This window comes from Rickettsia rhipicephali str. 3-7-female6-CWPP (assembly GCF_000284075.1).
GTDB lineage: Bacteria > Pseudomonadota > Alphaproteobacteria > Rickettsiales > Rickettsiaceae > Rickettsia > Rickettsia rickettsii.
The window spans coordinates 801,009-818,429 of the sequence record NC_017042.1 but is presented as its reverse complement, the minus strand read 5'-3'; the positions used below and the strand labels follow the sequence as shown (position 1 = coordinate 818,429).

The window sequence follows — 17,421 nt, the reverse complement described above, 5'->3', positions numbered from 1 at the left end:
TATGGTAAATAATATTATATATCTCCAAATGGTTCATTATTCTGCTACCTGATGTGGTGGTATATAAAGATGAGAACATCGCGATATTAAAATAAATATACCGACATAACTATAAGTAATTTCTTGATTTGGTAGGGTACTTTCCAAATATTTAAAGATGTTAAAATTCTTAAGATCACGAAATAAAGTCAAACCTTTTCTTTTTCTCTCTTGCCTGATTATTTTAACGGCTAGCGGCTCTTTTAAAGAACTAAACCCTCCGGGTTGCTTTAAAATATAATGGCTTCCAAGGAAAAAGAGTAAATTTACAATAGTTGCGGGTAGTATCGGATAAATACCGAGAACTGCTCTTAAAGAAAATATTTGCCACAATATAATAGTTAATATTGCAGCAATCATACCGATAAAAAAACTTTTTGCACTTGATTTAAAACCGTATATTAACAAAATTAACGGCAAAGTGATTAGCGGTAAATAGATGCTAGTCAATAATAAAAATAGATTTATTAAATCTTTAGTGTAGAGCGATATAATAAAACCTATTAATCCTATAGTAATTGCGGTTATATAATTATAATTTAATGAAGCTTTTTTAATGATGTCATTAGTAAACGTTACCACTGCAACGTTTATATAAGAGTTCGTACTTGCGATTATCATTGCCATAATAATGCCGACTATTAACCCCTTAAATCCTATATAACTTTTAATGATCCGTAAAAACAATTCATTGGTGTTAACTACCGGATCTTGAGACAATAATAATATTGCAATCCAAATGAATAAAACGGATAAACAAAGACAAATAACTGCCGAAATAAAAAATGTTCGTGATATTTGCCTTGTGTCTTTTGCCATCAATATTCTTTGAAAAATTGAAGGACCAAGTGACGGAATCACAAAATATATAAAAATATTTAAAGAAATCCAAAATTTAGGACTAGTATAGTGAAACAATCCTTGTAAATCAGTAAGACGAGTTTGTACATTTGAGTCTATAACTATATGTGGATCGCTAAAAACATTCCATACGACAATTCCTATTACCGGAATAATTACACTATAAGTAAAAAACTGTACGGCTTTGGTAAAAGTAACCGATTTTACACCGCCAAAAGCAGAATAGCTTATTATTATAGTGGCAATACATAAATCTATATAAAAATTTGAAATGTTAAAGAATATCTGTAATGTTAAACTTGCTACGTGGAATTGTATGGCAATCCTACCTATAGACATTAATATACTAACTATCGATGTAAGAATATGAACTTTGTTACCGTACGTCTCCCCTATTATTTCTGCTGCCGATAAGCTACCCAAAAAATTCTCAAAACGAGGAGCTATAAAGTCACTAATTAATAACCAACTAACGACGCTACCGAATATACTAGGTAATAAGTACAATAATCCGTCCGTATATATTCTTGAATTATCGATTAAAAAAGTACTAGTACCGATCCAAGTAGCAATAAGAGTTGCAACTATTGTACCTGTAGAAAAATTCCTTGTTCCTATCGCATATTCGCGAATATTTTTTATATTTTTGATATTTAGAAGTCCAACTAGCAAATTAATCGCTAAAAAGCTAGTAAAAATAAGGAGATCTATATTTGGCATAGAGTTAAGTTATAGGGATTTTCTATGCAAATAATAATAAAGATAAAAAAAGAAACAAACAATATTTTTGTGGAGTTAAAAAAGTATTTCATTCCTACGAATACACATGGGTGTCATAAGACTCGATGTCATTCCCGCGTAGGCGGGAATCCAGTACTTCAAAACTTTTTAAAAGATTTTTTTAAAGCTTGCTTTATCTCGCTTTATGCTGAATTCCTGCTTCTGCGGGCATGACATAAACGAGCCATGCAATAAGGCCGCTTTTAGTTAGGCATGACATCATTTTTATTCATAAAGATTCAACTCTTCTACTGCCTGACCTAATGATGCTACAGTATAATCGTTATTATACCAAGTTGTGTACTCATCAAGTGCATTATGACGATCATTGTAATCAACTATAGCTGTTTTTTCTCTTCTAATACATTTAATCTATGGCTAGGAGTAGCTGCATCTTGAGTACACTGAAGATTTACATTACCGCCATTTTGTATTAAAGTTTCTACGATTTTAGTAGCGTTATAATCGCTATACCAATCAAGTGGTGTTTTACCACTCTTATCATAGAAATTTACATCAGGTTTTGTATGCGTATTTTTTATGCATTTTTCTAAGAATGCGGCTCCAAATTCACCGAACCATGCTATTACATTAGAATTCAATTGATCCACAATGTTAGGATTTAATCCTTGCTGTTTTACTATTTTTTCTATTATAGGCTCAGCTAAAGATTTCAGCTCTTTAAAATTATTGATTAACAATGTTTTTTCTTGACCGGATGCTTTTGAAATATCTTGTTTAATAGACTATATTATATTACCAAGCGTAGCAATTATATTATTACCGCCGGTAAAATTTAGGTTACAATTTTCTAATGTTTTTTCTACTAATTCCTTTACATTCATTATTAAAGTTTTAAAACCTGCTTGAGCTAAATATTTATGACCGTTATCGGACATTTTAGATATTGTATTTTGTATTTGTAAAGTACCGGTAGCTAATATAATTTAATATATTATTTGCTTTAAGCGAAGGATTAGCACCAAATTTAACTAGATTCTCAATCATTTTATATATTTATCCATTTGAGTTTGAAATAAACTTATATTTTGATTACTCGGATTATTAGTAATAAGCTGATATTTATTTAAATATGTATTGTAGAATATAAAGCAATATGATTATCTTGATCAAGATCATTAATATCTAAACCTAATTGTGTAAATTTTTCAATTTGTGTCTTACGGAAATCATCAGAAATATGCGACTCCATAGCAACACGGAAAAATTATGAATTTGTGCTTTCTCAGTTGAAACAAATTTTGCCATAAGTGCAGGGTTATGATGAAATACATCAATAACATTGGAGCTATTACTCCAAATACCCCATTCAAGTATAGTATTACCGTTTGTATCTTTCTTATCCCAATTAGTGTCAGGGATGAGGATCATTTTGTTTAATATCTGTACAGCAGCAGTATTTTCTAAAACATTTTTAACATTCTGATCTTATTGTTGAGGTATTAAACTACAAAGAGCTTCAAAAATATTAAGTTTGTTGTTAACATTATTCACATTAGTTCCGTTTAATATAGCCGGTATTAATTGTATGTTTCCTGAAGTTAATAAGGTGTATACATAAAAGTCTCCAATTTATATTAATTTTTTATAAAAAAATACCATGAAATATGGTTTGTATCTATTATTTATAATTATAATAATGCATGAAAACTTAATAAATGTCGAGTAAAAAATTAACTATTATTTAATACCAAGGTGCAAGAGATAAGTTTATTTTAATCCCTTTAACGGTAACATCAGCTTCTTTATCGGCAAGATATTTTTCTTCTCTGATTAAGGCGATTGCTTTATTGTGATAACTTGAGCATATTACGCCAATTTTATTGTTATCTGCGAGTATTTCTTCATCTTTAACTAATGAAGATAAATCTTCATCTGCTGTAATTTTATATATCTTTCTTCTTATAACTCCTTGATATTTAGCCCTTGAAATCACTTCCTGCCCGACATAACAACCTTTATCAAAACTAATTGCATTTAACTCCTCAGCGCCATACATATTTGGAATAGATTTATCTGTGATTAAATCTTCCACACCATCTATTATTGCAAAATTATATTTATCTTCTAGGTATATTGGATTCCCGCTTTCGCTGGGAGATGTTATTGAGGGGGGCGGTTCCCCCTCTGTCACCCCGTGGCTTGACCACGTGGTCCAGTCTTTTTTAATTATTTTCTGGATACCGCGGTCAAGCCGTGGTATGACATCGAGCTTATTTATTGAGCGGAAACCAAGCTTAGCATAACGAGGATCACGAACCGTAATTAGCGAGTTTATATCTAATTTTTGAAGTGAGTAGATAACTTTATATTCGTCACTACAATCTATTACTTGTATTTTTGAGCGAAATTTATAGAAGTTTAAATACTCTATCAAAGCAGCTTTATTACTTTTATCAATATCAAGGTAAATTTCCTCAGGGTTATGAACATACACGAAAAAATCAAATAAATATCTTCCTTGATTATTAAGCAAATAAGTATAGCTATAATTATAGTCAATTGATTTGGACTCGCCTACTGCGTTACTCGTCGTATCGCCTATTATTATAGGTTTCGCTCCTCGCTCCTTGTATCCGAATTCAACTGAATTGACTATACTCTTACAAATATCGTTAGTAATGAGATTTTGTAGGAACTTTACGGAATCGAAACCTATTATTTTGATAACTTCTCTATTACTTAATATTTCATACATAATTATAATATTATTGACTTTATAGGTTCCTAACTACTATACTCTAAATTTATATAAATTAAACTTAATAATTATGAGATGTTCATCTTACTGTACTTCTTCCGAATATAAGATGAGTGATCTAGTTACTAATTTAAAAAAGATTGGTCTTGAACCTCAACATTTTGACGATGTTTTATATATTCGGAAAGAGATAAATAAAGATTCTGATTTTATAGAGATATTTTTCTTTCCGTTTGGTTGTGTAACTATTTGGGGCGGCGATGAAATTCAAGAAAAAATAGTTTTAAGCGATACTGATTTAGTACCAGTAAATAAGCTTAAAGAGTTGGTATCCGATTATATTTATTTTGAATATAATAGGGAAGTCAAGAAAACATTTATTGATGAAGAAAAAAATAAAATAATCTTAGCAGATAAATCAGTTTTTGTTAAACTTTCTATTTCCCATGCTCTTGCACAATCGGTTAAACTTAGCGTTCTTGAGCAATCTGTTAGTAACTTGATTGTTCAGACAACCCCTATACAACAGGAACTAGCTAGAACCGGTAGCGTATCGCTTTCTAAAAAAGAGATATTACAGCAAATAGGTATATTATTTAACGAGCGTTATTCAATCAGTTTGCATAGCGATATATTCGATACTCCGGAATTCTTTTGGCGTCGTCCGAGTTATGAGCCTCTATATCTCATGACGGCAGAGTTTCAAGACATAGAAATACGGCAAAATATAATGAATCATCGTCTTAATATGATTCACGAGCTTTTAGACATTCTTTCAAACGATCTTAATTATAAACATTCCACCAAACTTGAGTGGATTATTATTATTTTAATCGGTCTTGAAGTTGTTCTGTCGTTATCTCATACTAATCTTTTCTTAAAAATTATTGGAGCTTTATAAATAGCTTCTATGCAAATTATCGATAATCAAAAAACATTAGAAGAATTGTGTAATCGGTTAGCAAATAAGGCATGCTTAAGCATAGATACGGAATTTGAGCGTCGCTATACTTATTATGCTCAGCTTAGTATAATTCAAGTTAAAGCAGAAGAATATTGCGGAATAATTGATGCATTAAGCAATTTAGATTTGAATATTTTTAATAAGCTGCTTGCAGATAATAATATTACTAAAATATTTCATGCTCCTCGTGAAGATTTAGAGATTTTCTATAATTTATTTAAAACACTACCTGCTAATGTTTTTGATATACAAATTGCAGCAAATATTTGCGGCTTCGGTAAACAGCTAAGCTATGATGACCTTTGCTATAAGCTCATCGGTATTACTATCGATAAAACCCACCAAAAATCTAACTGGCTAAAACGCCCTATTACTAGTGATATGTTAAATTATGCAATGTTAGACGTGGAGTATTTGTATAAGATATATAAAGAGTTAAATAATATAATTATTAGAAATAATTTAACTAATAAATATCAAACTACTCTTAGTTCTTTATTAGATGTTAGAAATTATAAGGTTGAGTCGAAAGATGCTTGGAAAAAAATAAAATATAGAAGTGATGATAAGAGTTTTAATCACAAAATTCAAATGCTTGCAGCTTATCGTGAAGAGAATGCACAAACTATAAATATTCCTCGTAAGCATTTTATTTTAGATGAAGATTTAATAAAGCTTAGTAAATACCCGCCATTGAATCACAAGGATTTTAAAAATCTAAATTTAAAAAGCAAATATTTACACAAACAAAAATATAAAGATGAAATAATAAGTTTGTGTAATAACTTATGAAAAAAAAGCTATAAATCAAATAACTTGTAGCCTATTATGAATAGAAACAAATTAGCCAACTAATGTAACTTGTATCTCAATATCTTGTACTACTTTGACATATTCGTTGTATACATCATCAGGCAAGTTACTAAATGCCTGATCTATGATAAGTGTCCCTACTCCTACTAATGCTAATTGAAAGCAAATATCTCCAGTCTGAGTATCGCCGGATATTTGTCCTGTTTCTAGCCAATCTCCAACTGCTTGTGCAAAAAAAAAGCAAAAAGGTACACCGATCAATACGACAATTTTTTTTATTATATCAACCATTTTACCCTAAGTTGATTTTTGTAATAAAAATATATAAATATAATATTTTATATAATAAAAAAAGTTAAAAAATTAAGGTTATTATACCGAAATCATAAATTTAAGCTTACGATCATGAGATTCAATCAGAATATTATCTATTAATTGTTCTTTTAAACAAACTCCGGCGGTTAATATATTTCGGTTATTATTAAGATATCGGTCAAAATGTCCTTTGCCGTATCCAAGTCTATAACCCTCCTTACTAAACGCAAGCCCTGGGATAATAACTAACTCAGGAATAAAAAAATCATTATTTATAGGTTCATAGGTTTTAAAAGCCCCTAAAGCCAATTGATCGTTATAATGATAAGGACAATATTTTATCTCATTTTTTATGATTTTCGGTAGGAAGAATCTTATTTTAGGATGTAAGTTTGTTATTTCAAGTAAGTTAATTTCGTATTTTAGAGGAAAGTAAAGTCCTACTGTCTTTACTTTTAACTCCTGTAATAACCGGCTAATTTTATTGATTAGAGAGTTTTTGACTAAATCAGAATTAATCTTATCTTGGTTTTTTATTAAAAATTCTTTGAAATAAAGACGCAGCTCTTGTTTGGTCATAAATATCCTTAAATTCGTCATTGCGAGCGACTAAAGGCCTTGTGGCATGGCTCGCTTCATCTCTGTCATTCCGCGACTTGTTGTGGGATCTAGTTAAAAATACTAATATTATTAGTATTTTTAGTGGTTTTACTGGATACCGTGGTCCAAGCCACGGTATGATACCGAACTGGTTTTTCAAGCCATGCAACAACACCGCGACTGCAAGGAGCGTGGCAATCTCATAAAGCAGGACTCCTGAGATTGCTTCGTCAAAACTTACAGTTTTTCCTCGCAATGACGTAGAAATATATCACATATTAATAGTCCTCTTATCTACACTAAGTGCTGCCTCTTTTATAGCCTCGCTTAAAGTTGGGTGAGCGTGGCAGGTTCTTGCTATATCTTCTGAAGCTGCTCCGAATTCCATATAAGCCGTAAGCGCGGCAATTAATGTACCTGCATCAGCTCCTATAATATGAGCTCCTAAAACCCTATCGGTTTTACTATCGGCAAGGATCTTAACCATCCCTTCCGTACTACCGATTGCTCTTGCTCTACTATTTGCTAAAAACGGAAACTTACCGACTTTATAATTAATACCTTTTTCTTTTAGCTGTTCTTCCGTTTCACCGACGCTTGCTACTTCAGGATAAGTATATATTACGCTTGGAATTAAGTTATAGTTAACATGTCCTGCCTGCCCTGCCATAATTTCCACGGCAGCTACAGCCTCTTCCTCGGCTTTATGAGCAAGCATAGCTCCTTTTACCACATCACCAACTGCGTAAATATTTGAAATTGCTGTTTGGAACCGGTCATTAATCTCAATGCTACCTTGCTTATCCGTAATAATACCGACAGACTCCAGTCCTAGATTTTGCGTATAAGCTTTTCTGCCTACCGCCATCAACACAACATCGCTTGTTACTACCGAACTCTTACCGCCCTCCTCTATTGTCAGATTTACTTTTCCTGAATTTACTTCAGCAGATAGCACTTTAGTATTCAGTTTAAACTCTATACCTTGTTTTTGCTGTAGTTTCATAAATTGTGTAGAAATTTCTTTATCAAGCATAGGTACAATGCTCGGTGCATACTCAATAACCGTTACTTTAGCTCCCAAACGACGCCAAACTGAACCAAGTTCTAAGCCTATATACCCTCCGCCGACTACTATTAAGTTCTCAGGTACTTTAGAAAGTTTCAAAGCACCGGTAGATGAAACAATAAATTCTTCGTCTATTTTGATATTCGGTATTTCTATTACGCTGGAACCTGTAGTAATTAGGATATTTTTGGCTTTAATTTGCTCTTTATTTACTTCAACGATATTACTAGAGCTAATTTTAGCTTCACCTTTTATCCTAGTAACTTTGTTTTTGGCAAATAGACTTTCTATACCTTTTGTAAGATCAAGAACTACTTTATCTTTATTAGCTAGCATTTTTTGTAAGTCTAGTTTTACATCTGCAGTAATACCTATATTCTCAAAATGTTTTAGAGCTTCTTCATATTTTTCGGAAGAATTAAGTAAAGCTTTCGATGGTATGCATCCTATATTTAAACAAGTGCCGCCAAGAGTATCGCTTTTCTCAATACATGCTACTTTCATACCAAGCTGAGCAGCCCTAATACTGCCTGTATAACCGGCTGGACCGCTACCTATTACCACTAAATCAAATTCTTGCATATTTGTTTGACCTTAATAAATTGTTGGATCGTCATTGTGAGCAGCCATAGGCTGCGTGGCAATCTTGTCAAATATCCTGAGATTGCTTCGTCAATTACTTACATAATTTCCTCGCAATGACGTAATGCTGCTAAAAATACACCACTATCACCTTTATAACAACTTTAATCTTATACTATTCTTATTTGGTGAAGCAATAAAACTAATTAAATTAATATTATCTTCAAAGCCGTTTGTATAATTTTGTAGTAAAGAAAACATCTTTTTAGAAATAGTGTAATTATGACTAGCATTTAGTGAATTTGCCTCACCTATATTTTTTATTTCTCTCATTAAAGCTAAAGGATTATCAAATTTTAGCTCTATATTTTCATAGTCAACAATTACTTCGGCAAATCTTGCTTGCGAAAATAAAATCGGAACATGATCAAAATGAATAAAAGGAGTAATATGAGGAGAGTGTTTAAAATCACTTGCTATTTCGGCATCTATTAAGGATTTACGTAAATGCTTTAAGCTATTTCCTCCGACAAAATTACCGATAAAAATACCGTCAGATTTTAAAAATATTCTTATATTAGATAAAAAGCGTTGTACATCATTTATCCAGTGTAACCCTAATGAATAAATAATTAAATCAAAAGAGTCTTTTGGCAATTCTAAATCTTCATCATCGATTAATAATTTATGATTATGCTCAAAAGAATCAAGCAATAAAGGCGACATATCTGTTACGGTAATATCGGCACTTCGATAAGCATTTTTTAGTAAGCTCGTAAGATAACCGCATTTAGCCGATATTTCTAGAATATCCGAAAAATCCTTATCAATCATCCCTAATCGACTTATTATATCATTAGCTGCATGCTTGATAAATAAGCTGTTACTTATCCCCTCTACTGCATTATTTCGGTGATTTTTTAGCTTTAGTCTGTTGAATATATAATCCTCTCCTATCTTGAATTTTCTCTCCTAAAATTGTTGGTGGCGGTCGAGAAATAAAACCCCCTAAAAAATCTCCTAGCAAACTATTTGGAACAAGTTCTCTCTGTCTTGCAGTGCGAATATCAGCCCCTTTAACTCTATCTAGCCCTTCAAAATTCTCCTGAATATCCACAACTATAGGTTTCGTATTGTTATAGGCGATAAAGGTTCTAAACTCAACAGGCTTTTTTCTGCAGGATTTAAATCCGAAGTTAGATCCAAATGCTCTAAGTAGACAGGTTTTAGTTGTTTATCATTACTAGAAACTTTTTTGCTTTCTATCGCTGAAACATTGTTCTCGGTCTTATTACATTCTCCTAGAGATTTATAACTACTTATACACAACAATACTAATATAAATTTCTTTAACATAAATAACCCTGTATATTATTACAGTTAATATAAATTAAATAATATATGCATCAAGTACTGAAATAAATTAAGGGAATTATATACTTGTATAACCTATATTTTCTTTTTATTTACCCAAGATGTAAATTCAGACATACTAAACACTTCTATTAAATTACTGCCAACTTGATCCTTGAGCCATTTCAAGGCTTCTTTTTTATATCCATCACCATCAATTAGTATCATCAATTCCTTGTTTTTTATGTTTAGCACAAGATAAGGATATTTTTTCATCAACCGATCCTCCTGATTGTTCTGGATGATATAATATAAAATCGCATTTCCATTTAGTATCATAAATATTTTTGCCAACTTCAAACTGTCTAGTATAAATAGGCTGCTTAAGGATCCTAGCTGCACTAAATCTTTTATTAGGTACAAAACAATACCCTTCTCTTTTTAGTCGATCATGTATAAAAATCTCCAGTTCGTTTTCAGTTTTATTAGCTTGTAAAATTGCAATTTGTTTTACCATTGTAATAATAATTTCTTATTAAAACTTCATTGGCTCCTTGCCTACTGTCGGATTTACAATTTATTATGCTTCTTGGTGCATTTACTATATCTATACTAAAAGACTTGTATAAGTTCTTTATAAAATCGCTATCTGAATTTGAAAGCATAAAATATACACCTTTCTTATTTAATACTCTGCATTTTTCATAAAGCTTAACTTGATCTGCCTCTGTAAAGCCAAGCTTTGTATATTTTGTAAATGAAGTATTATTAATAGGTTGATATGGTGGGTCTATATAAACGAAATCTTTAGGCTTAGGCGAAATATTGCTGAAATCCTAATATATTATTTCAGCATTTTGTAAAGCTTTACTACACGCAAGTATGTTGTGTCCTTATCAAGAATATTAGGATTCATATAAGCTCCCATCGGGACATTGCACTCTCCTTTGCTGTTTACTCTATAAAGACCATTATAACAAGTTTTGTTAAGGTATATGAAACATGTTGCTATCTCAATAGGGTTATCACTATTTGCGTTCTTTCTAACAGCATAGTAATAATCTTGAGAGTGATTAGTTTTATGCTTAGCTAACAGCTCAATTAATGCTCGAGCTTCATCCTTAACTGTCTTGTATGTAATAATCAAATCTAAGTTTATATCTGATATAATAGTTTTGTCTGGAACGAGTGCAAAAAAAGTGCTCCTCCTATAAAAGGCTCATAATAATTATTGTAACTAGCAGGTAAGCGTAAGCACAACTCTTTGATAAGGCTTCTTTTTCCCCTGCCCATTTTATAAATGGTTTAGGGATTTCGTCTTCTTCAATCTCTGGAGAATTAATTTTTAACGGAGCTTGACCTATCATTGCTAAAGCCTCGTTAAAAGATAATTCTCCGTTTTTAACTACTTTGAGTTTCATACCGACCTACCAAGGCTTTATAAGATAAATAATTACCTGTATTTAAAAGTATAGCATTAAACATATTGCTTACATTATAGTTTTTATGGTTGCACCTAAATACAAACTCGTTTAAATATCGCTCTCTATGTGTTTTTTGCTAATAGAATAAGATCCGACTATACCACGCTTAAACACCGCCCAAAAGCTTTCTATCGTGTTTGTGGACACAGATCTTATATATTTACCTAAGTCGTGATTTATATATTCATGATTATATAACTTTTCTAGTACCTTGTAAGCTCCCCATTCATCAGATAAAATAGTTGCCCCTATTAGAATATTATTTATTGCAATTTTTTCTATGGTCTTTGAATTAACCTTTGTTATAACTTGAGCCTTAGCGTTACCGTTTCTCTCTATCATGCCGATTACAACGGTTTTTGTCTTTATGCTGCGACCTTGTGTACCTTTAGTTTTTTTATTTTGATGTTTGTTCTTTTCTTTACCACCAATATACGTCTCATCTATTTCTACAGTGCTTTTTAAAGGAATACTAAAACTTTCTAGTTTTGTCACTTCTCTAATCCTATGAAGCATAAACCATGCAGTTTTTTGGGTAACATTAATATCTCTTGAAAGCTGTAACGATGATAAACTTTTTTTGGCGTAGTAACTTGCAACACTGCTGTAAACTATTTCTTTAAAGAAATCTTACTATTTTCAAAAATTGTGCCGACTTTGATACTAAAACGCTTTTTACATGCCGAACATTTGTGATGCGTTCCATCCGCATAATGAAAAATCTTTTGGTTGCCGCAATACGGACAATAAGCTCCGTTAGCCCAACGTATATATATCAGTAAAATAATCTATGCACTTTTGTTCAGTAGGTAATTTTTCAAATAAATCAACAACACTTTTAAAATCTAACACTTAACTATACTAACACAATTTTATATAAAATTGTTATATCAAAACAATTTAGGTTATACAAGATATATAGTTGCTTTAATTAATTATTTCTAAAGATATTATCTTCGTATTTTTTTCTATAATATATTTTGTAATTCTCATTTCTTATATCATTAAACCATTGGTCTTGTTGTTTTTTAATATAATAATTTAGAGAATTAGATTTACTTTTACTAGTTTGAAAATTATCTTCACAAAATTTTAAAAAACCTGATATTAAAGTGTCTACTCCATTAGTCTCAGATTTTTTCTCAAGAAATTGCATAGAAAAATTAGTAGGATTATTATGTTTTAAATAAAATTGTTTATATTTCTCATGAATTTTATTTTCTTTTTTTATTTGTTGTTCTGAAAAAGATAATTTTTCCTCTAATAATTTATGAATTTCGGTACAATCGCTCCAAGGTAATTCTATTGTTAGTTGCTCTTCCTGATATTCAAAATTATCTTGAATATTGTTAAAATCGGCATTTACTTTTACCGCACTTACTAATATTAAAAAATATGTAATTAATTTAATATTCATAGAATTAATTAATTTTAGCAGGAACCGGTATCATAATACTACTTCTGTATCTTTTATTGCCACTAAAAAGTGATTTTTTTTGAACTTTGTTATTATTTACTGGAATTGTATCTTCTAAAGCCCCTTCATTATTATTTAGATAACTATGTAAGGATGCTTTATAAAGAGCCATATTACTTGCTATTTTAACTACGTCTTGTTTATATTTAAACCCTAAAGAATGTGTAGCCGAATGATAATGAGCTATCGCCTTGTGCCAGCTCCCTAGCTGATCATATTTTGAACGCAAAAATTCTGCACCGTAACGAATGTTATTATTTGGATCAAATGCCTGTTCAAGGGAATTAAAAGCCCCTAAATGATGCCTTAAGTTAATCTGCATGCATCCGACATCAATACTCTCTCGCCCTTTTATAAGCTCTATTCTAACAAAACTTACGGCTTCTCTTTTTGTGTTAAAATAATAGCCTTTTCCTTCAACATTTACCGTCCAAGGCCATACTACTCTAATTTTACGGGTTGTATGTTTTTTTCCCGATTCTTTTAAAGCTATTGAATGTAACATATTAGATGGGATATTAAATTTTTTTTCAAAGTAAGGGAAAAGTTTTGAACATTTAAAGGATTCAGCTATTTCAGGATCGGCAATAGTCGGCTTAGAGAAGAGGATAAAGGATAATAATAGGAGTAGTATGGTTTTAACGTCATTGCGAGGAAAATTACGTAGTAATTGACGAAACAGTCCAGTAAAAAATTCTGATTTACAGAATTTTTTTATTGTTTTGCTGGATTGCCACACTCCTTGTAGTTGCTCGCAATGACAATTTTGGCATAATTCCGAAACCATACCGGCAACGCTAAAATAACTTGAATTACAATAAGATAAACTATCCTACCATAACTTATCTTATGAAACAAGGGAAGTTATAGCATTTAAGAGGTAAGGATTTAATCTAAATCCCAAGCAGCATCATTAGTGTTTTGAGGATTACCTAATATATCAGGTACCATATCCAACAAATTATTAATATCGCCTCCTGTCGCTTGCAAAAGATTACTTACTTGTGTTACAAAGTCTTCAGCAGTGCTACCTTGAGCATCTTGAGGATTAGTAGTCCCATCTAAAGCTTGCACTCCGGCATTAATTAATGTTACTAAATCCTTAGCTTGCATACCTAAAATAGTATCTTCTGTACCGCTCTCTCCTCTATTAGAACTAGTAGAAGGTTGTATATGTGGTATTTCCTCTCTGTTAGCGTGAGCCGTTGCTTGATAAACCAAAGCTGCAAGTTGTTGATCGTTAAGATTATTTTGTTCCTTTGACATTTCTGGAGATATAGTAAAATCATCCTCAGATAGATCAATTAGATCTTCTTCTTGCAATATAGAGCTTGTATCCACACTATAGCTTAAAGCTTGTAACATTGAAAATCATCATCTTTAATTATGCTTTCATACCATTTTTTATGTTCGTTAGCTGCATGTTTTGCATTTTCATTATTTTTATAATTATTTGGAATAGCGTATGAGCCGTATTCTCCTTTATCTGCTTAGTCTATTATGATTTTAGCTATCTTCAGCTCATCTATACTTAAGTCAATATTTTGTTTAACTTTGTTTAAAAGAAGTTTCAGTATCTGATCGCCTTGTGCTGCCCCTTTATTATTTTCCCAGCCTCTTATTAAACTACAATAATCTATATCTGATGTTTTAGCATGCTCTAATACTGCTTTTATAGCTTTCCATTGATTATTAGCTTTTTCATTTTCACCTTGCTTGCTCATCTTTAATAGCATTCTCAGCCCATTTAGCAAGTTGAGCATATGATGCTATAGCTCCCCTACTGCATTAAATATGGATACATGTTTACCTGAATAATCTACTTTTGTAATTATTTCAGATAGATCAAATTTTTGAACTAATTTCGGTAATTCAACAAGAAATTCATCATAATATGGTTTGTTTAAACTCCATTCTCTTCCATTTTGCTTGATTTCATTTATAGTTTCTTGAGTAAAGTTATATAATGAATATTTATTCATAATTTGATCCCTTTGTAATTATTGGTTAAATTTATATTTAAAAACCACGAAGTATGGTATTTTTTAAAATGCTTTAAATTGTTAGGTCCTGTACACTTTTGATTAATGATTATAATTTTGAGATATTTTTTAGCAACAATTAATAAGATTTTTGCAGAAATAGTTATTCATATTTTAAAAAAATCTTATAATTTGCAGCTAAAAATAGCCATAATTATGATTATTCTATTACAAGAGTACAGAACCTAATTGACTGATTAAATAAAAATGTTTATTATCAATCCAAATTAAATGTAAAAATATATTTTATGAAAGTTGTTAGCTCATTAAAATCGTTAAAAAAACGTGATAAAGATTGTCAGATCGTTCAAAGAAGAGGCAAAATTTTTGTAATAAATAAAAAGAATAAAAGATTTAAAGCAAAACAAGGTTAATTAATCGTTTTTGGAGCAAAAAAATATACTCGATGAACTTGAAAAATTAGCTACGTTGTCTTTGTAAGTCCTCGGATGCTGAGTGTTTATTATATGCTCCGCTCCTCGGTTTGCAGACTCCTTGCTCTTTTTCAAGTTGATCTTCGTATATTACTTTTCATTTTACTTCAGAGTATTTATAATACTACTTTTGAAAGAAAAGAAATAAATATGGCCGGTCATTCAAAATTCAAAAATATTCAGCATCGTAAAGGGGCTCAAGATAAAAAAAGAGCAAAAGTTTTCACTAAATTAATTCGTGAAATAGTTACTGCAGCTAAAACCGGTTCTTCTAATACCCCTGAAAATAATCCACGTCTTAGAAATGCTTTAACCACCGCACGTAGTCAGAATCTCCCTAAAGAAAGAATAGATAAAGCTATTAATAGTGCTAATGATTCTTCTAATATCGAAAATTATACGGAAATTAGATATGAAGGTTATGCACCGAATGGTATTGCTATAATAGTTGAAGCTTTAACCGATAATAAAAACCGCACTGCTGCAGAAGTACGCTCTAGTTTTACTAAATATGGTGGGAGTTTAGGCGAAACCGGTAGTGTCAATTATTTATTCAACCATTGCGGAGTTATTCAGTATCCAATAAATATAGCATCTAATGAAGATGTTTTAGAGGCAGCCATAGAAGCCGGGGGGAATGATATTATATCCGATGATACCACCCATACAATCTATACGGATATTGAAAATTTCTCTAAAGTTCTAGAATTTTTAACTGGCAAATACGGCATACCTGAAGATTCGTATATAGGCTGGATCCCATTAAATACAATAATTATAGATGATAAGGAAAAAGCTGAAAAATTACTAAAGCTTGTGGAAGTTTTAGAAGAAAGCGATGATGTGCAAAGAGTTTTTGGGAATTATGAGTTATCTGATGATGTTTACGAAATAATACAAGGAGAACCATGACTTATAACGATGCAAATTATCAAATAATTATTTTAGCAGCCGGTAAAGGTACTAGAATGGAGTCCGATTTACCGAAAGTAATGCATAAAGTTGGTGGAGTTCCAATGCTTGAAACGGTATTAAAGAATTCGCTTAACGTCACAAATGATGTAATTATAGTATATTCAGAAGAACTTAAAAAACATTTAATGCCCTATGAAAATATGTGTCGCTTTGTACTGCAAGAAGAACCTAAAGGTACGGCTCATGCTACTTATGCAGCAATAGATTTAATTAATAAAAATAAAACAATATTAGTTTTATACGCTGATCATCCTCTTATTACTCCAAAACTTATGCATGAATTAATAGCTTATTTAAGCCTTACTAATTCTGCATTAGTGACTTTAAGCTTTGAGAGAGCAAATCCGGTTCAATATGGAAGAATAGCTACTGATAAAAATGGTGAATTTTTAGAGATAATCGAACATAAAAATGCAAGCGAAGAAGAGAAAAACATAAAGCTTTGTAATTCAGGTATTATGGCTTTCAGTAGCGAAATTTTAAATAAATACTTACCTTTATTTGCTACTAATACTAACGGTCATAAGGAAGTTTATTTAACTGAAATAGTAAAAATATGTAAAAATCACGGTGAAAAAGTTTCATATTTATTATCTACTGATCATGATTTAATTGTTGGTGTTAATACTAAAAATGAGCTAGAAGAAGCTAATAATATTTTTTCTCAGAATAAGTCTTAGCTTTGTCGTATGGATACCCGAGTCGTCATTGCAAGCGACTAAAGGCTTTGCGGCATAGATCATTTTATGTCATTCCCGCGAAAGCGGGAATCCAGTAAAACCTACAAAAAACTTGTTTTTATAGGTTTATTTTTTTGGATCCTCGCTTTCGCTGGGATGATATCGAGTAGGCTTTTTACTCTATGCAACAACATCAATACCTTGTGAGAATGACATAGGAAGCCATATAGG

24 protein-coding genes and 3 pseudogenes are annotated in these 17,421 nt (G+C 31.2%); 5 read left to right on the top strand and 22 right to left on the bottom strand.

Going from position 1 to position 17,421, the window contains the following annotated elements:
* Window positions 1–36: 36 nt before the first annotated feature.
* The 5 genes and pseudogenes from MCC_RS04465 to ygfZ all read right to left on the bottom strand — a co-directional run bounded on the left by MCC_RS04465 (window position 37) and on the right by ygfZ (window position 4,399).
* The gene (locus tag MCC_RS04465; RefSeq protein ID WP_231288660.1) at window positions 37–1,620 is read right to left on the bottom strand and encodes a sodium:solute symporter family protein; all 1,584 of its coding nucleotides are present in this window, start codon (window positions 1,618–1,620) and stop codon (window positions 37–39) included.
* A 398-nt stretch (window positions 1,621–2,018) separates the two neighbouring features.
* Entirely contained in the window at window positions 2,019–2,381 is a 363-nt protein-coding gene (locus MCC_RS10395; RefSeq protein WP_231288659.1) for a hypothetical protein, read from the bottom strand.
* A 45-nt stretch (window positions 2,382–2,426) separates the two neighbouring features.
* Window positions 2,427–2,579, bottom strand: coding sequence for a hypothetical protein (locus tag MCC_RS10390; protein ID WP_231288658.1), 153 nt, complete (start codon window positions 2,577–2,579; stop codon window positions 2,427–2,429).
* Window positions 2,580–2,767: 188 nt separating this feature from the next.
* Window positions 2,768–3,072 (bottom strand): annotated as a pseudogene (locus tag MCC_RS04455) (hypothetical protein).
* 313 nt (window positions 3,073–3,385) lie between these two features.
* Complete coding sequence (gene ygfZ / locus MCC_RS11615) at window positions 3,386–4,399, bottom strand: CAF17-like 4Fe-4S cluster assembly/insertion protein YgfZ (RefSeq protein ID WP_014408722.1); 1,014 nt, start codon at window positions 4,397–4,399, stop codon at window positions 3,386–3,388.
* Window positions 4,400–4,511: 112 nt separating this feature from the next.
* Here ygfZ and MCC_RS04445 point away from each other — a divergent pair, with 112 nt between their 5' ends.
* Window positions 4,512–5,303 (top strand): RMD1 family protein, encoded by a 792-nt coding sequence (locus MCC_RS04445; protein ID WP_014408721.1) that lies wholly within the window; start codon window positions 4,512–4,514, stop codon window positions 5,301–5,303.
* Window positions 5,304–5,312: 9 nt separating this feature from the next.
* Entirely contained in the window at window positions 5,313–6,158 is an 846-nt protein-coding gene (locus MCC_RS04440; RefSeq protein WP_014365731.1) for a ribonuclease D, read from the top strand.
* Between the two features lie 51 nt (window positions 6,159–6,209).
* Here MCC_RS04440 and MCC_RS04435 read toward each other — a convergent pair whose 3' ends face one another.
* From MCC_RS04435 to MCC_RS04370, 17 genes and pseudogenes are all read right to left on the bottom strand, one after another.
* Window positions 6,210–6,440 carry a hypothetical protein gene (locus MCC_RS04435; protein WP_041405517.1) on the bottom strand — a complete coding sequence of 77 codons (231 nt, stop codon included), beginning with the start codon at window positions 6,438–6,440 and terminating at the stop codon, window positions 6,210–6,212.
* A gap of 111 nt (window positions 6,441–6,551) precedes the next feature.
* Window positions 6,552–7,073, bottom strand: coding sequence for a 5-formyltetrahydrofolate cyclo-ligase (locus tag MCC_RS04430; protein ID WP_014408719.1), 522 nt, complete (start codon window positions 7,071–7,073; stop codon window positions 6,552–6,554).
* 292 nt (window positions 7,074–7,365) lie between these two features.
* Entirely contained in the window at window positions 7,366–8,745 is a 1,380-nt protein-coding gene (gene lpdA, locus MCC_RS04425; protein WP_014408718.1) for a dihydrolipoyl dehydrogenase, read from the bottom strand.
* Between the two features lie 153 nt (window positions 8,746–8,898).
* Window positions 8,899–9,618: a methyltransferase domain-containing protein gene (locus tag MCC_RS04420; RefSeq protein WP_269208684.1), complete on the bottom strand. Its 720-nt coding sequence runs from the start codon at window positions 9,616–9,618 to the stop codon at window positions 8,899–8,901.
* 31 nt (window positions 9,619–9,649) lie between these two features.
* Window positions 9,650–10,101: pseudogene (locus MCC_RS04415) on the bottom strand (hypothetical protein).
* A 93-nt stretch (window positions 10,102–10,194) separates the two neighbouring features.
* Window positions 10,195–10,326, bottom strand: coding sequence for a PD-(D/E)XK nuclease superfamily protein (locus MCC_RS11190; RefSeq protein ID WP_014408716.1), 132 nt, complete (start codon window positions 10,324–10,326; stop codon window positions 10,195–10,197).
* A complete protein-coding gene (locus tag MCC_RS09535; protein ID WP_014408715.1) occupies window positions 10,313–10,615 on the bottom strand; it encodes a PD-(D/E)XK nuclease superfamily protein in 303 nt (100 codons plus the stop codon). Before MCC_RS09535 ends, MCC_RS11190 begins: the two co-directional genes overlap by 14 nt.
* Window positions 10,584–10,871, bottom strand: coding sequence for a DNA adenine methylase (locus MCC_RS10900; protein ID WP_269208683.1), 288 nt, complete (start codon window positions 10,869–10,871; stop codon window positions 10,584–10,586). Before MCC_RS10900 ends, MCC_RS09535 begins: the two co-directional genes overlap by 32 nt.
* Before the next feature lie 71 nt (window positions 10,872–10,942).
* Window positions 10,943–11,391, bottom strand: a pseudogene (locus MCC_RS10895) (DNA adenine methylase).
* A complete protein-coding gene (locus tag MCC_RS04400; protein WP_014408713.1) occupies window positions 11,307–11,519 on the bottom strand; it encodes a hypothetical protein in 213 nt (70 codons plus the stop codon). Before MCC_RS04400 ends, MCC_RS10895 begins: the two are co-directional and overlap by 85 nt.
* A 111-nt stretch (window positions 11,520–11,630) precedes the next feature.
* Entirely contained in the window at window positions 11,631–12,197 is a 567-nt protein-coding gene (locus MCC_RS04395; protein ID WP_041405426.1) for an IS1595 family transposase, read from the bottom strand.
* A complete protein-coding gene (locus tag MCC_RS11450; protein WP_408005719.1) occupies window positions 12,194–12,352 on the bottom strand; it encodes a transposase in 159 nt (52 codons plus the stop codon). The genes MCC_RS04395 and MCC_RS11450 overlap by 4 nt, the downstream gene beginning before the upstream one ends.
* Window positions 12,353–12,513: 161 nt before the next feature.
* A complete protein-coding gene (locus MCC_RS04390; RefSeq protein WP_014408711.1) occupies window positions 12,514–12,999 on the bottom strand; it encodes a DUF2532 domain-containing protein in 486 nt (161 codons plus the stop codon).
* A 4-nt stretch (window positions 13,000–13,003) separates the two neighbouring features.
* On the bottom strand, window positions 13,004–13,846 hold the full coding sequence (locus tag MCC_RS04385) for a lytic transglycosylase domain-containing protein (protein WP_014408710.1): 843 nt from the start codon (window positions 13,844–13,846) through the stop codon (window positions 13,004–13,006).
* 101 nt (window positions 13,847–13,947) lie between these two features.
* On the bottom strand, window positions 13,948–14,424 hold the full coding sequence (locus MCC_RS04380; protein WP_014408709.1) for a hypothetical protein: 477 nt from the start codon (window positions 14,422–14,424) through the stop codon (window positions 13,948–13,950).
* Window positions 14,425–14,549: 125 nt separating this feature from the next.
* Window positions 14,550–14,795 (bottom strand): hypothetical protein, encoded by a 246-nt coding sequence (locus MCC_RS10385; RefSeq protein ID WP_231288657.1) that lies wholly within the window; start codon window positions 14,793–14,795, stop codon window positions 14,550–14,552.
* A 33-nt stretch (window positions 14,796–14,828) separates the two neighbouring features.
* Window positions 14,829–15,041 (bottom strand): hypothetical protein, encoded by a 213-nt coding sequence (locus MCC_RS04370; protein ID WP_014408707.1) that lies wholly within the window; start codon window positions 15,039–15,041, stop codon window positions 14,829–14,831.
* 308 nt (window positions 15,042–15,349) lie between these two features.
* On the opposite strand from MCC_RS04370, the gene ykgO reads away from it, so the two are divergent.
* The 3 genes from ykgO (at window position 15,350) to MCC_RS04355 (ending at window position 17,190) form a co-directional block, all read left to right on the top strand.
* Window positions 15,350–15,475, top strand: coding sequence for a type B 50S ribosomal protein L36 (ykgO, locus tag MCC_RS04365; protein ID WP_012152884.1), 126 nt, complete (start codon window positions 15,350–15,352; stop codon window positions 15,473–15,475).
* 210 nt (window positions 15,476–15,685) lie between these two features.
* Window positions 15,686–16,447: a YebC/PmpR family DNA-binding transcriptional regulator gene (locus MCC_RS04360; protein WP_014408706.1), complete on the top strand. Its 762-nt coding sequence runs from the start codon at window positions 15,686–15,688 to the stop codon at window positions 16,445–16,447.
* The gene (locus MCC_RS04355; protein WP_014408705.1) at window positions 16,444–17,190 is read left to right on the top strand and encodes a sugar phosphate nucleotidyltransferase; all 747 of its coding nucleotides are present in this window, start codon (window positions 16,444–16,446) and stop codon (window positions 17,188–17,190) included. Before MCC_RS04360 ends, MCC_RS04355 begins: the two co-directional genes overlap by 4 nt.
* Window positions 17,191–17,421: the final 231 nt, after the last annotated feature.

Coding starts and splice junctions, on each gene's coding strand:
- MCC_RS04465 (WP_231288660.1), bottom strand. CDS start 1,620: ATGCCAAATATAGATCTCCTTATTTTTACTAGCTTTTTAGCGATTAAT.
- MCC_RS10390 (WP_231288658.1), bottom strand. CDS start 2,579: ATGTCCGATAACGGTCATAAATATTTAGCTCAAGCAGGTTTTAAAACT.
- ygfZ (WP_014408722.1), bottom strand. CDS start 4,399: ATGTATGAAATATTAAGTAATAGAGAAGTTATCAAAATAATAGGTTTC.
- MCC_RS04445 (WP_014408721.1), top strand. CDS start 4,512: ATGAGTGATCTAGTTACTAATTTAAAAAAGATTGGTCTTGAACCTCAA.
- MCC_RS04440 (WP_014365731.1), top strand. CDS start 5,313: ATGCAAATTATCGATAATCAAAAAACATTAGAAGAATTGTGTAATCGG.
- MCC_RS04430 (WP_014408719.1), bottom strand. CDS start 7,073: ATGACCAAACAAGAGCTGCGTCTTTATTTCAAAGAATTTTTAATAAAA.
- lpdA (WP_014408718.1), bottom strand. CDS start 8,745: ATGCAAGAATTTGATTTAGTGGTAATAGGTAGCGGTCCAGCCGGTTAT.
- MCC_RS11190 (WP_014408716.1), bottom strand. CDS start 10,326: ATGATACTAATTGATGGTGATGGATATAAAAAAGAAGCCTTGAAATGG.
- MCC_RS09535 (WP_014408715.1), bottom strand. CDS start 10,615: ATGGTAAAACAAATTGCAATTTTACAAGCTAATAAAACTGAAAACGAA.
- MCC_RS04400 (WP_014408713.1), bottom strand. CDS start 11,519: ATGAAACTCAAAGTAGTTAAAAACGGAGAATTATCTTTTAACGAGGCT.
- MCC_RS04390 (WP_014408711.1), bottom strand. CDS start 12,999: ATGAATATTAAATTAATTACATATTTTTTAATATTAGTAAGTGCGGTA.
- MCC_RS04385 (WP_014408710.1), bottom strand. CDS start 13,846: ATGGTTTCGGAATTATGCCAAAATTGTCATTGCGAGCAACTACAAGGA.
- MCC_RS04380 (WP_014408709.1), bottom strand. CDS start 14,424: ATGTTACAAGCTTTAAGCTATAGTGTGGATACAAGCTCTATATTGCAA.
- MCC_RS10385 (WP_231288657.1), bottom strand. CDS start 14,795: ATGCTATTAAAGATGAGCAAGCAAGGTGAAAATGAAAAAGCTAATAAT.
- MCC_RS04370 (WP_014408707.1), bottom strand. CDS start 15,041: ATGAATAAATATTCATTATATAACTTTACTCAAGAAACTATAAATGAA.
- ykgO (WP_012152884.1), top strand. CDS start 15,350: ATGAAAGTTGTTAGCTCATTAAAATCGTTAAAAAAACGTGATAAAGAT.
- MCC_RS04360 (WP_014408706.1), top strand. CDS start 15,686: ATGGCCGGTCATTCAAAATTCAAAAATATTCAGCATCGTAAAGGGGCT.
- MCC_RS04355 (WP_014408705.1), top strand. CDS start 16,444: ATGACTTATAACGATGCAAATTATCAAATAATTATTTTAGCAGCCGGT.